11 protein-coding genes are annotated in these 13,049 nt (G+C 66.9%); 2 read left to right on the top strand and 9 right to left on the bottom strand.

The annotated features are described in order from the left end of the window. Window positions 1–33: 33 nt before the first annotated feature. From G3N93_RS22265 to G3N93_RS22255, 3 genes are all read right to left on the bottom strand, one after another. Window positions 34–1,020, bottom strand: a complete 987-nt coding sequence (locus G3N93_RS22265; protein WP_241026656.1) for a sugar ABC transporter ATP-binding protein — start codon at window positions 1,018–1,020, stop codon at window positions 34–36. 49 nt (window positions 1,021–1,069) lie between these two features. Further along, the gene (locus G3N93_RS22260; protein ID WP_081436693.1) at window positions 1,070–2,098 is read right to left on the bottom strand and encodes an ABC transporter substrate-binding protein; all 1,029 of its coding nucleotides are present in this window, start codon (window positions 2,096–2,098) and stop codon (window positions 1,070–1,072) included. Window positions 2,099–2,223: 125 nt separating this feature from the next. Next, on the bottom strand, window positions 2,224–3,153 hold the full coding sequence (locus G3N93_RS22255) for an aldose 1-epimerase (protein WP_206133963.1): 930 nt from the start codon (window positions 3,151–3,153) through the stop codon (window positions 2,224–2,226). 301 nt (window positions 3,154–3,454) lie between these two features. On the opposite strand from G3N93_RS22255, the gene G3N93_RS22250 reads away from it, so the two are divergent. Together G3N93_RS22250 and G3N93_RS22245 are read left to right on the top strand one after the other, a co-directional pair. After that, window positions 3,455–4,495: a LacI family DNA-binding transcriptional regulator gene (locus G3N93_RS22250; RefSeq protein WP_174938866.1), complete on the top strand. Its 1,041-nt coding sequence runs from the start codon at window positions 3,455–3,457 to the stop codon at window positions 4,493–4,495. A gap of 379 nt (window positions 4,496–4,874) precedes the next feature. Continuing rightward, a complete protein-coding gene (locus G3N93_RS22245) occupies window positions 4,875–7,193 on the top strand; it encodes a PA14 domain-containing protein (RefSeq protein WP_206133962.1) in 2,319 nt (772 codons plus the stop codon). A gap of 71 nt (window positions 7,194–7,264) precedes the next feature. On the opposite strand, the gene G3N93_RS22240 is transcribed toward G3N93_RS22245, so the two are convergent. The 6 genes from G3N93_RS22240 to G3N93_RS22215 all read right to left on the bottom strand — a co-directional run. Further along, the gene (locus G3N93_RS22240; RefSeq protein ID WP_089447253.1) at window positions 7,265–8,032 is read right to left on the bottom strand and encodes an ABC transporter ATP-binding protein; all 768 of its coding nucleotides are present in this window, start codon (window positions 8,030–8,032) and stop codon (window positions 7,265–7,267) included. Window positions 8,033–8,065: 33 nt separating this feature from the next. Beyond that, on the bottom strand, window positions 8,066–8,779 hold the full coding sequence (locus G3N93_RS22235; protein WP_043178033.1) for an ABC transporter permease: 714 nt from the start codon (window positions 8,777–8,779) through the stop codon (window positions 8,066–8,068). Continuing rightward, on the bottom strand, window positions 8,776–9,465 hold the full coding sequence (locus G3N93_RS22230; RefSeq protein ID WP_174938870.1) for an ABC transporter permease: 690 nt from the start codon (window positions 9,463–9,465) through the stop codon (window positions 8,776–8,778). The genes G3N93_RS22235 and G3N93_RS22230 overlap by 4 nt, the downstream gene beginning before the upstream one ends. A 174-nt stretch (window positions 9,466–9,639) precedes the next feature. Then, entirely contained in the window at window positions 9,640–10,413 is a 774-nt protein-coding gene (locus G3N93_RS22225) for an ABC transporter substrate-binding protein (protein ID WP_174938872.1), read from the bottom strand. 274 nt (window positions 10,414–10,687) lie between these two features. After that, window positions 10,688–11,440: a response regulator gene (locus G3N93_RS22220; protein WP_174938874.1), complete on the bottom strand. Its 753-nt coding sequence runs from the start codon at window positions 11,438–11,440 to the stop codon at window positions 10,688–10,690. Continuing rightward, window positions 11,437–13,049, bottom strand: a 1,613-nt coding sequence (locus tag G3N93_RS22215) for a DUF4118 domain-containing protein (RefSeq protein ID WP_206133961.1), incomplete at its 5' end; no start/stop codon positions are given. The genes G3N93_RS22215 and G3N93_RS22220, both read right to left, overlap by 4 nt.

The following is a 13,049-nucleotide window of genomic DNA, read 5'->3' as shown; positions in this document are numbered from 1 at the left end:
TGCCTGCTCCTCCCGCTTGGCAATCCTCTTACCCTACGCGTCTCTCTTCCGGTCCTCGGCCTTGAAGGTTGCGTGGCGGCCCGCGCCGAGCAAGCCCGCGAGCCCGACGATTTCCTTCGGCGCGACACGGAACGTCACGTCGCGCAGGCGCGTACCCCAGCGCAAGCCGTCGATGGCGAGCGCCGGTGTCTGCGTCGTATCGGCAGCGGCCGCTTCCGCCTGTTCGCGCGGACCGTGCGCACCGACCTCGCGGCCGAGCATCGCCGAGATCAGCGCCATGCGCGGCAGCCGGTCGGGCGTGTCGCTGCGCACTACCGCACCGTCGCGCAGCACGGTGAGCCGGTCGCACATCCGGTAGCACTCGGACAATCGATGGCTCACCAGCACAATCGCGATGCCCGTCGCACGCAATTGATCGACGACACCGAACAGCACCTCGACTTCCGCCCCGCTCAGCGCCGACGTCGGTTCGTCGAGAATCAGCACGCGCGCGCCGAGCGACACACCGCGTGCGATCGACACCATCTGCTGCTGGCCGAGCCCGAGCGAGCCGACCTTGTCGGCCGGGTCGACCGCGAGCCCGTAGCGCTCGACGATCTCGCGCGTGCGCGCCAGCATCTCGCGCCGGTCGATCCACGGGCCGAAGCGACGCGGCTCGTGGCCGAGAAAGATGTTCTCGGCCACGCTGCGCTCGGGGATCAGGTTGATTTCCTGGTAGACCGCGCAGATGCCCGCACGCTGCGCGGCCCGCGGGCTGTCGAACGACACGGGTACGCCGTCGACGCGGATCTCGCCCGCATCGGGCTGGTGGAAACCGGTGAGGATCTTGATCAGCGTCGACTTGCCGGCGCCGTTCTCGCCCATCAGCCCGTGCACCTCGCCCGCGCGCAGCGACAGCGATACGCCGTTGAGCGCGCGCACGACGCCGAAGGTCTTGCCGACGCCGCGCGTCTCGAGCACGACGGGCTGCGCGTCACCGCCGTCGGCGGCATCGGTTGCGGCGGGAAGCTGTGCGTCCATCACGCCTCGCGTTCAGGGTTGCGCGTTTCCGCGCCGGTCGATCGACAGGTCAGTAGACGAGGTTCGCTTCGAGCGAATGCTTCGCGTTCGCCTTGTCGTACAGCGCGTCGTCCATGATCTGCTTCTGCGCAACCGGCTTGCCGGCGAACCACGCTTCGAGCGACTTGAACGCAAGCGGGCCGAAGCGCGGATTGGTCTCGACGCTCGCGGCGGCCGAGCCGTTCGCGATCGCGGTGACGAAATCCTTCGTGCCGTCGATCGACACGACCGTCACGCCACGCTGCTTGCCGGCCTGCCGCAGCGCGGTCATCGCGCCGAGCGCCATCGTGTCGGCCTGCGCGTAGACGGCGGTCACGTCCGGATGCGCAAGCAGCACCTGCTCCATCACCTTCTGCGCTTCGGTGGCCGACCAGTTGGCCGTCTGCGATGCGACGATCTTCATGTTCGGGAATTTCTTCAGACCGTCGGCGAAGCCGTCGGTGCGCTGGCTCTCGACCGTATTGCCGTAGCCGCCCTGGATCTCGGCGATCGTGGCTTTGCCGCCCGTTGCATCGGCAAGCGCCTGCGCGGCGCGCTGCCCTTGCCGGAAGAAGTCGGAACCGAGGAACGTGATGAAATCCTGGCACGGCGTGCCGGCCGTCTGCCGATCGATCGTCACGACCGGGATGCCCTTCGCGCGCGCCTGCGCGAGCGCGGGCTGCAGGCCGGTCGAATCGTTCGGCGCGACGATCAACGCCTGCGCGCCCTGGTTGATCATGCTTTCGATGTCGGCGACCTGCTTCGCCTGGTTCGCGTTCGCATTCGTATACAGCAGCCGCTTGACGCCGGCCGCCTTCGCGGCCGCGCGCACCGACGCGGTCTCGGTCGCACGGAACGGGTTCTGCTCGTTCTCCGACTGCGAGAAGCCGACCACGAGATCGCTCAGCTTCACGCTGCCCGGCTTCGGATTCGTGCAGGTCTGCGCGGAGCTGGACCCGACCTTCTGCGCATTGTCCTGCGCCTGCGCGATCGCGACGCATCCGAGCGTCACACCCATCGTCACCACGATACGTTGCAGCTTTGCACGGCTCGGCATCATCGTCTCCAAGTGTTGTGATCGGTCCGCACGCCGTCGCACATGGCCGGCATCGGCTTCACGAACTAATATTATTACTCGATATTATCGCCCGCCCGACTCGGGATAATCCCGTACCGCCGCACCCGTCAGGCGGGGCCCGGCGTCCACCGCAACGTCGCCTGCAGCGACTCGCCCGGCGCCAGCACGCAGCCGCCGACGAGCGATGCAGGTTCCTTCGCATTGAAGCTGTCCGTCGTGTTCGTGACGGGCTCGACGCACAGCGCGTCGGCGCCGGCCGGTGCGTACACGACGAGCTGGTCGAACGGCCGCTCGGCCCGCAGCACGACCTGGCGACTGCGCTCCGGCCAGATCACCGCGGCCTCGCGCGTCCAGCCGACGAAATTGTTGTCGAGATCGAACGCGTCGGCCGGCATCCCGTTGCGCAGTGCGTCGACGGCGGGATGCGCGCCGACGTGGAGCGGCAGCACGTCCGCATCGGCGTGCCACATCGCATCGACGTGCGCCTTCACGACGGTGTGCGGCGTGCGCAGGTAATACGGGTGATGGCCCATGCCGAACGGCATCGGCAGCGCGCCGAGGTTGCGCGCGGCAAGCGTGATCGACAGCGTATCGCCGTCGAGCCGGATCGTCTGGCGCGCCTCGTAATGGAACGGCCAGTCGCCGGCGCGGCCAACCTCGGGACGATGCTCGAAACGCAGGTCGACCTGCGTGTCGTCGAGCCGTTCGACCTGCCACGGCCGCCGCCAGCCGTGGCCGTGCAGCGCGTGACGGTAAGTATCGTCCGGGCCGGACAGGTCGATCGTGCGGCCGTCGAAGTCGAACTTCGCGTCGCGAATGCGGTTGCAGTACGGGAACAGTGGAAAGCTCGCCATGCCGAGCGGATCGCCGCTCGCGAGCGCCGCGTCGCTAGCCGGCCGGAACCAGTGTCGCGGGCCGTCGGGCGCGGCTTCGTAGTACGCGGCGATCGAGCCGCCGGCCTGCGGCGCGACGCACACGCGGGTCGCGCCACTGGCGAGTTCGATCAGGTCGGCGTTGCGGGGCGTTCCCATCGGCATCGTTCATCCCGGGATGACACTGGCGACCCCGCCGGCCGAATTGCAGCGCCCGGCCGCGGGCATGTGCGGCAAAGCATGGCACGGTGCGGCACGCGCGGTCAATAATATTTGTTGATATTATTATCTGGGAAACGGCGGACCTGGCGGGGCGCGCGTAAAGCTTGATTGCCGGCCTGGTTGGCCGATGTTACCGTCGGTCAGATTGATCCGACCCGCTGTTTATCGCCGTCGTTATTTGTTCATCCTGTCGAGGCCGGACCGCGCTCCTACCGTGAAACGCTCTACTCAACGTCGCCCCACGATGACCGACATCGCCAAGCTTGCCGGCGTGTCGCAATCCACCGTCTCCCTCGTGCTGAACAACGCGGCGGGCACGAAGTTCTCGGACGCCACGCGCGACAAGGTCGTGAAGATCGCGCAAGAGCTCGGCTACCGCTACCTGCCGCGCGAAGTGACGATGACGCACGACGGCGAGCGCGACCTGATCGTCTATCTCGCCGACGAAATCTCGACGAGCCCGCACCCGGTCGTCAACATCGACGGCGCGCGCGACGCGGCCTACGCGAACGGCAAGCTCCTCGCCGTGTACTCGACGCACGGCAACGTCGACATCGAGCGCCAGGTGCTCGAATCCGTGCTCGCGATGCCGAACCTGCTCGGCGTCGTCTATGCGACCGTCTATACGCGCAAGGTCACGCTGCCGTCCGAACTGCTGCGCGTGCCGGCCGTGCTGCTCAACTGCTATACGGCGGAAAGCGGCCTGTCGTCGATCGTGCCGGCCGAAGTCGCGGGCGGGCATGCGGCCACCGAATACCTGCTGCGCGCAGGCCACCGGCGCATCGGCTACATCAACGGCGAGCCGTGGCAGGACGCCGCGAAGGACCGCCTGAAGGGCTATCGCACCGCGCTCGCGACGGCCGACATCCCGTTCGCGCCGGAACTCGTGCGCGACGGCGACTGGGGTTCGGATACCGGTTTCGAGCAGACGCTGTCGCTGCTGCGCGAGCCGCATCCGCCCACCGCGATCTTCTGCGCGAACGACCTGATGGCGCTCGGCGCGATCGAGGCCGTCAAGCATCTGGGGATGCGCGTGCCCGACGACGTGTCGGTGCTCGGCTACGACGACCAGGAAATCGCGCGGCATACGCACCCGCCGCTGTCGACGATCGTGCTGCCGAACTACGAGCTCGGCCGCTGGGCGGTCGAAATCCTGCTGCAGGAAGAACAGAACCGCGCGGTCGGGATGCCCGTGCGCCGTCGCGCGATCAAGCTCGACGGCCCGCTGGTCGAGCGCGGGTCGGTGCGCGCCGTCGAGACGGTCACGCAATCGGCCGGCGCGTAAGCCGCTCTCCCCTGAATCCGGCACGGGCAGCGCATGCGCTGCCCGTTCGCGTTGCCGTGCGCCCGGCGCCCCTGTCATCGCCCTCCCCGGTTGCTCCCCGGTCAATATCCGCTTCAGGGTAAACACCATCACTAAATTATTAGTAATAATTTCAAAGCATTTCTATACTTGCGTCGGCGTCGGGCACAACCCCGCGCCACGACACAGCAGCACGACGAGACGGTGACCGGAAGCGAATGCGCGCGAACCCGCCGCGCTGCCCGCTCCGCCCGTCCGCACCTCACACGCCTACCGTCCCGCGACGTTTCCTGTCCGGGCACCGCTTCATCCGCATCGAGTCACCAGTCGTCCGCTTCTCCTCATTGATACGGAGTCCAGAATGACTATCACGTCTCGCCTCAAGCCCGCCGCGCTGGCGATCCTCGTCGTGCTCGCCTCGTGCGGCGGCGATGATTCGTCCGCGCCGTCAGCCTCGGCGCTCGCCGCGCGCACGTCCGTCGACGCCGCGTCGAGCGACAGCGCCGCCGCCACTGCCGCCGCCTCCAGCGATTTCATGAACACGGGCTCCGGCGGCCCGTCGCGCTTCCCGAACCAGCTCGTCACGCTCGGCCTGCCGGGGCCGACGCCCGCGTTGCGCGTGTCGCCGCGCGGCGTGCCGCCGTACGCGCCGCCGGCCCCGCCCGTCGCAACCGACACGCAGACGCTGACACTCGCCGACTTCGATACATACGGCCCGGCCTGGACGAGCGGCGGCGGCAACACGATCCAGATCAGCGGCACCAGCACGGACGGCGCGAAGCTCGTCACGAACGCGCAGCATCCGGCCTACGGCCACGCGTCGTATGAAGCGGACGTCACGATCGGCGCACCGGCACCGGGCGCGACCACCGCGAACGCGGGCTTCATCGTGCACGTGACGAACCCGACGGTCGGCACCGATGCGCTGACGGGCTACTACATCGGGCTCGACGCGGTGCGCCACGTGGTGCAGGTCGGCCGCGAACAGGACAACTGGACCGACTTCATCGACTATCCGGCGCCCGCGGTCGTCGCGGGCAGCACGCATCACCTGAAGGTCGTCACGCGCAACAACGCGATCGACGTGTACGTGGACGGCACGCAGGTGATCAGCATCAACGACGCGACGAGCGGCCTGACGACGGCGCTGCGCGCGGGCGCGTTCGGGCTGCGCCGCTTCGGCGCGAGCGTCGCGTTCAGCAACGTGACGGTGAGCCGCTATCCGGACGTCGCGCCGAAAACGTACGACTTCTCCCGCGTGGTCGGCGCCGTGTACAACCCGTGGAATGCGGTCAACGCGATCGACTTCTGGGAGAACTACGATCCGGCCACCGTCGACCGCGAGCTCGACTACGCGCAGACGTACGGGATGAACACGATCACCGTGTACCTGCACTACCTGAACTGGGTCAACGATCGCGACGCGTTCCTCGCGAAGTTCGACAGCCTGCTCGGCATCGCCGCGCGCCACGGGCTGAAGGTCGCGCCGATCTTCTACGACGATTGCTGGCACGTCGATCCCGCCTACGGCCCGCAGGCCGCGCCGATCTTCGGCGTGCACAACAGCCGCTGGGTGCAGTCGCCCGGGCAGTCGGTCGAGCAGCAGTACCTGCAGCCGATCGCGGCCGGCGCGTCGACCACGTACAAGCAGGACCTGCAGCACTACATCGCCGATTTCGTGTCCGCGCACCGCAACGACCCGCGCATCCTGTACTGGGAACCGATGAACGAGCCGGGCTGCAGCGGCAACGGCGCGCTGCAGCCAACCCGCGCGCTGATGATGAACGACGCACGCATCGCGATCCTCAATGCGGGCGCCACGCAGCCGATCAATTCGCCGAACGTGCAGGAACCGGAAGGCGACTACTTCTCCGATTTCCATGCGTTCCATCCGTACGCGAAGAATGCGACGACGCCCGACTACTCGCTGCCGCCGAGCCTGCTCGACAGCCTGAATTCGGAAACGCTGCAGCGCGGCTGGCCGGGCGGCCAGGCGGGACAGACGATGGCCGGCATTGCCGGCACCTACGGCGGCAAGACGGGCTTTCTCGTGTGGGAACTGATGATCGGCCGCACGAATACGCGCTTCCACTGGGGGCAGACGGCGTCCGCGCCCGCGACCGTCGAACCGGCGACGCCGTTCCAGGGCACGCTCTACCCCGACGGCCACCCGTGGAGCACGGCGGAGGTGCAGGCGCTCGCGAGCGCATTCAGCTCGCGGCTGCGCGTGCTGAACGCGACGTACTACAACGACACGACGTTCGCGACGCCGGTGTTCTCGTCGATCACGCCGCTGGTCGATTTCGACCTGAACACCGAGCCCGGCACCGATTCGCCGGATGCGTCGAAGGGGATGAATGCGACGAACTATGCGATCCGCTGGACCGGCGCGCTCGACATTCCGAAGGCCGACACCTACACGTTCAGCGTGACGAGCGACAACGTCGCGCGCGTGTGGATCGACGGCCGCAAGGTGATCGACAAGGAACAGCCAGGGCTCGCGACCGCGAAGGGCCGCATCCACCTGGCGCAGAAGCGCAACGTACCGATCCGCGTCGAGTACGTGCATGCGAGCGGGCCCGCCAGCATGCATCTGCAATGGTCGAGCCCGAGTGCGGACCGCGACAATCTGGTGCGGGTCGCGCAGCGGCCTTTGACGGACGCGCTCGCGCAACAGTAGGCGGCGTTCGCATCAACGCCCGTGACGCCGTTGGGGCGTCACGGGCGCTCAGGCAATGCTCACACGCGACCTTACTTCAACCGACCCGACAGGAACTGCCCGAGTCGTTCGCTCTTCGGATTCACGAGAATCTCCTGCGGATCCCCTTCCTCCTCGATCTTGCCCTGATGCAGGAAGATCACGTGATTCGACACGTTGCGCGCGAAGCCCATCTCGTGCGTGACGACGACCATCGTGCGGCCTTCCTCGGCGAGCTTCTGCATCACCTTCAGCACTTCGCCGACGAGCTCCGGATCGAGCGCCGACGTCGGCTCGTCGAACAGCATCACTTCCGGCTCCATCGCGAGCGCGCGCGCAATCGCCACGCGCTGCTGCTGGCCGCCCGACAGGTGCGACGGATACATGCCCTCGACGCGCGGTGCGAGGCCGACCTTCTCCAGGTACTTGCGCGCCCGCGCGATCGCTTCGTCCTTGCCGACGCCGAGCACGGCCATCGGCGCTTCGATGATGTTCTCGAGCACCGTCATGTGTGCCCACAGGTTGAAGTGCTGGAACACCATCGACAGCTTGGTGCGCATCCGCTGCAGCTGCTTCTGGTCGGCCACGCGCAGCGAGCCGTTGCGGTCGCGGGTGGTCTGGATCGGCTCGCTGCCGATCGTGATCTGCCCGGAACACGGCTGCTCGAGGAAGTTGATGCAGCGCAGGAACGTGCTCTTGCCGGAGCCGCTCGAGCCGATGATGCTGATCACGTCACCGGCCTTCGCCTTCATCGACACGCCCTTCAACACCTCGTTGTCGCCGAACTTCTTGTGCAGGTTGTCAACGGTAAGCTTGTACATGCTGGGTCCTTCCTTGCGAATCTTGCGAAAGCGTTAATGGCCGCGCGGCGAGAGGTACGCGAGCCAGCGCGTCTCGAGCTTGCGGAACGCCCAGATGAGCGTGAACACGACGATGGCGTACAGCACGGCTGCGATGCCATAGGCCTGGAACGACATGTACGTCGCCGAATTGACGTCGCGCGTGACCTTCAGGATGTCGGGCACGGTCGCGGTGAATGCGAGCGTCGTCGCGTGCAGCATCAGGATCACTTCGTTGCTGTAGCTCGGCAGCGAGCGGCGCAGCGCGGAAGGCAGGATGATCCGCGTATAGAGCTTGAAGCGCGACATCCCGTAGGCCATGCCGGCCTCGATCTCGCCGGCCGACGTCGCCTTGATCGCACCCGCGAAGATCTCGGTCGCATACGCGCATTCGTTCAGCACGAACGCGAGCAGCGTGCAGTTCATCGCGTTACGGAAGAACGTGTCGAGCAGCACGTGGTTGTGCACGACCTGCAGGCTGTAGATGCCCGTGTAGCACATCAGCAGCTGCACGTAGAGCGGCGTGCCGCGGAATACGTACGTATAGAGCCACACCGGGCCGGAGATCCAGCGGTTCGACGATGCGCGCGCGATCGCGAGCGGCACGGCGAGCGCGAAGCCCAGCGCGATCGACACCACCAGCAGCCACAGCGTGATCGCGAGGCCGCTGAAGCGGTAGCCGTCGGTGTAGAGATAGCTTTGCCAGTACTGGCTGACGAGTTCGATCACAGTGCGAGCCTCCGGACGCCGACGGAATAGCGCTTCTCGAGGTGATGCAGCACGACGTTGGAGACCGTCGTGATCGCGAGGTAGATCGCGCCTGCAGCCAGCGTGAAGAAGAAGAAATCGAGCGTGCTCTTGCCCGCGTCCTGCGACGCCTTGACGACGTCGGCGAGGCCGATGATCGACACGAGCGCGGTAGCCTTGACGAGCACCTGCCAGTTGTTGCCGATGCCGGGCAGCGCGAAGCGCATCATCTGCGGGAACAGGATGCGGCGGAACACGCGCCAGCCGCTCATCCCGTACGCGAAGCCCGCTTCGAGCTGGCCGCGCGGCACCGCGAGGAACGCGCCGCGGAACGTCTCGGTGAAGTACGCGCCGTAGATGAAGCCGAGCGTGATGACGCCGGCCACGAACGGATCGATGTCGATCTGGTCCCAGCCGAGCATGTCGGTGAAGTTGTTCAGCAGGATCTGGATCCCGTAAAACAGCAGCAGCATCAGCACGAGGTCCGGCACCGCGCGGATCAGCGTCGTGTAGAAGGTGCCGATCGACTTGAGCAGGCGGTTCGTCGACAGTTTCGCGCTTGCGCCGATGAGGCCCAGCACGAGCGACGCAGCGAGCGACAGCACCGCGAGCTTCACGGTTTCCACCGTGCCGGCCCACAACAGCGGGCCAAATCCTTGGAAGATCATATGAGGGATCCAGAACGATGTGGCTGGATTTTCGACAGCCATTAACCCCGCATCAAACGATATCTGCGCACTACCTGATGCAGCCTGCTCATCAAGTCGGACGCGTCACGCGAAGCGGGTTGCACCCATGACCGACGCGGCGCGCACCGCAACCGATACGCGCCGCATGGACGGTCAGCCGCCGTAGACGTCGAACGCGAAGTACTTCTTCTCGAGCTTCTTGTACGTGCCGTCCTTGATGATGTCGGCGATCGCGTGGTCGATCTTCGCCTTCAGGTCGCCGTCGTCCTTGCGCAGCCCGATGCCGGCGCCGTTGCCGAGCGTCTTCGGATCGTCGATGTCCTTGCCGGCGAATTCGAAGTTCGCGCCGCGCGGCGTCTTCAGGAAGCCGATGTCGGCCTGCACCGCGTCCTGCAGCGCCGCGTCGAGACGGCCCGACATCAGGTCCTGGTACACGCCGTCCTGGTTCTGGTAAGGCACGACCTGCACGCCCTTCGGCGCCCAGTAGGCTTTCGCGTAGGTTTCCTGGATGGTGCCCTGCTCGACGCCCACCGACTTGCCCTTCAGCGATTCGGCCGTCGGCTGCAGGTTCGCGCCCTTCTTCGTGACGAGGCGCGTTGGCGTATTGAACAGCTTGTCGGAGAACGCGATCTGTTCGGCGCGCGCCGGCGTCATCGACATCGACGACAGCACGCCGTCGAACTTCTTCGCCTTCAGCGCGGGAATCATCCCGTCGAAGTCGTTCTCGATCCACACGCATTTCGCCTTCAGGCGGGCGCAGATCTCGTTGCCGAGATCGACGTCGAAGCCGACGACCTTGCCGCTTGCGTCCTTCGATTCGAACGGCGGATAGCTGGCGTCGACGCCAAACCGGATCGTCGACCAATCCTTGGCGTGGGCACCGACCGCGATGCAGGCAAGGGCAATACTGAGCGCGAGTTTCTTCATGGCGTTCCTGTCAGAGGCGAACTGGGCAGGGATCCCGTCGGGCGGCGCCGCCGTGAACCCTTCCAACCCGGGGATCGCCCTTTCCGACGACACTCCAAGTTGTACATACAACTTTGCCTTTTCAGCAGGTGCGCCAGCAATCCGTGTTTATCTCTAATTGTCGGTGGAATAGGATCGTGCGTCGCAAATTTCCTTATATTTCAATTAATTGCGAATTACACCGAGCTAAACAACAGCTTTCTCCGCGCGCCGGCGCGCGGCCGGGCGCAGGCTTTCACTTGTCTAGACCTGGCAAAAGCGCACCGCGCGGCCCGTCCGCCATGCCGACCGTTTCCAGACCGACCAGCCGGTAGCCGAACTGAAGTTCCGTCAGCAGGTGCCGTGGGCGCGCCGGCACCGGTTCGAGCTTCTGCCGCAGGTTCGTCATGTACACGCGCACGTAATGCGCGCGGTCCGCATCATGGATGCCCCAGACCTCGGCCAGCAATTGCCGCGCGGCGACCACGCCGCCCCGCGCGCGAATCAGCGCGGCGAGCAGCCGGAATTCGAGGCGCGTCAGGTGGACCGGCTCGCCGCCGCGCGCGACTTCGTGCTTGCCGAGATCGACGGTCACGTCGCCGAACCGCACGATCGACGACGATTGCCCGTCGGCCGACACGAACGCGGCACGCCGCAACTGCGCGCGCGCCCGCGCGAGCAGTTCGGGCACGCCGAACGGCTTCGGCAGGTAATCGTCCGCGCCCGCATCGAGCGCCGCGACCTTCTCCACCTCCTGTTGCCGCGCCGACAGCACGATCACCGGCACCGTCGACCACTCGCGCAGCTCACGGATGAAGGTCTTGCCGTCGTCGTCCGGCAGCCCGAGATCGACGATCACGAGATCGGGCTTGCTGCTCGACGCATACATCCGCGCCTCGCGGGCCGTCGACGCCTCGCAGGTGTCGAGCCCCTCCTGTTCCAGCGCCATCCGCACGAAACGGCGGATGTCCGATTCGTCCTCGACGATAAGTACGCGCGATCTGATCATGTCCGGCTCTCGTGTTCGATGTCGGGCGGCGCGCCCAGGGGCAGACGAATCTCGAACCGCGCGCCGTGCGGATCGAGCGGCACCGCGCGGATCGAGCCGCCGTGCGCGTTGACGATGCTGCGGCACAGCGCGAGCCCGAGCCCCACGCCGCTGATCGACGATTCCTTGCGTTCGCGCTCGAACGGCTCGAACAGCGGCTCGGTGTTGCGCGCAATGAAGCCGGGGCCATCATCTTCGACGAAGACGTAAAGCGTTTCGCCGAACACGCGCGCGCGCACGGCCACGGCCGCGTCCGTCCCCGCGTACTTCGACGCGTTGTCGAGCAGGTTCATCAACACGCGCTCGATCAGCAGCGCGTCGACGTCGATCAGCGGCAGGTCGGCCGGCAAGTCGGCACTCACGTCGCGACCGGCCAGCACGCCCGCCGAATGCGCGAGCGCGCTGCCGACGATCTCGTCGAGCATGTGCCACTCGCGATTCAACCGCACGCCCTCGCTCTGCATGCGGGCGAGATCGAGCAGGTTCACGACGAGCCCGTGCAGCGCCTCGGCCTGGTTGCGGATGCCGTGCGCGAGCGCGGCCGGCTGCCCGTCGGCCAGCCGCTCGGGCCGCTCCAGCGTCTCGGCGAGCCCGCGGATCGCGGTCAGCGGCGTTTTCAGGTCGTGCGACACCGCGGCGAGCAGCGCATTGCGCATCCGCTCGCCTTCGATGCGGACCAGCGTGTGCTGCGCGACGCCGACGTAGTGCACGCGTTCGAGCGCCATCGCAATCGACGAGCACAGTGCGTCGATCAGGCGGCGATCGTCGGGGTCCGTCGGTACCGGCTGTGCGTCGCCGAACAGCACGAGCACGCCGCGCACGCGCATCGGCGCCTTCAGCGGCAGGTACTGCGCGGTCGCGCGCTCGAACGGCGGCAGCCCGCACCCGGCGCCGCGCGCATTCTCGTAGACCCAACTGGCGATCGGTGCCTCGACGAATCGCGCGTGCTGCGCCGGCATCAGATGGTCATCCGCATCCGGCAGCACGAGCGCGACACGCACGCCGAGCAGCGGCGCGATCGTGCCGGTGCAGATCGATGCGATCTGTTCAGTCTCGATCGCGGCCGACAGGTCATGTGCAACGCGCGCCAGCGCCGCCGAACGTTTCTCGTTCGCGCGCGCGGCCCGCGCCTCCGCACGCAGGCGCGCCGCAAGCTGGCCGATCGCGAGCGCGACGGCCAGCATCAGCGCGAACGTGAACACGTACTGCGTATCGGACACCGCGAACGACAGCCTCGGCTCGACGAAGAAGAAGTCGAAGCAGCCGACGCACACGAACGCGGCCCACGCGCCGGCCAGCCGGCCGAGCCGCAGCGCGATCAGCACGACGGTCATCAGGAACAGCATCACGACGTTCGACAGGTCGAACACGCGCAGCAGCGCACTCGCCGCGAGTGTCGCCAGCGCGCATACGAGCGTGGCGAGCAGTAGCGGCACGACGTACTGCGACGCCCATACGTGCGTGCGCGGTCGCGCTTCGCGCACGGCCAGCGTCGGCTGCGTGTCGGGTCCGGCCCCTGCGATACGGTCGGCCAGCGTCGCGCACGCGCGCAGCACGCCGCGCCAGCGGA

It is taken from the genome of Burkholderia sp. Se-20378 (assembly GCF_017104665.1).
Taxonomy (GTDB): Bacteria; Pseudomonadota; Gammaproteobacteria; order Burkholderiales; family Burkholderiaceae; genus Burkholderia; species Burkholderia lata.
This window is presented reverse-complemented; position numbering and strand designations above follow the sequence as displayed.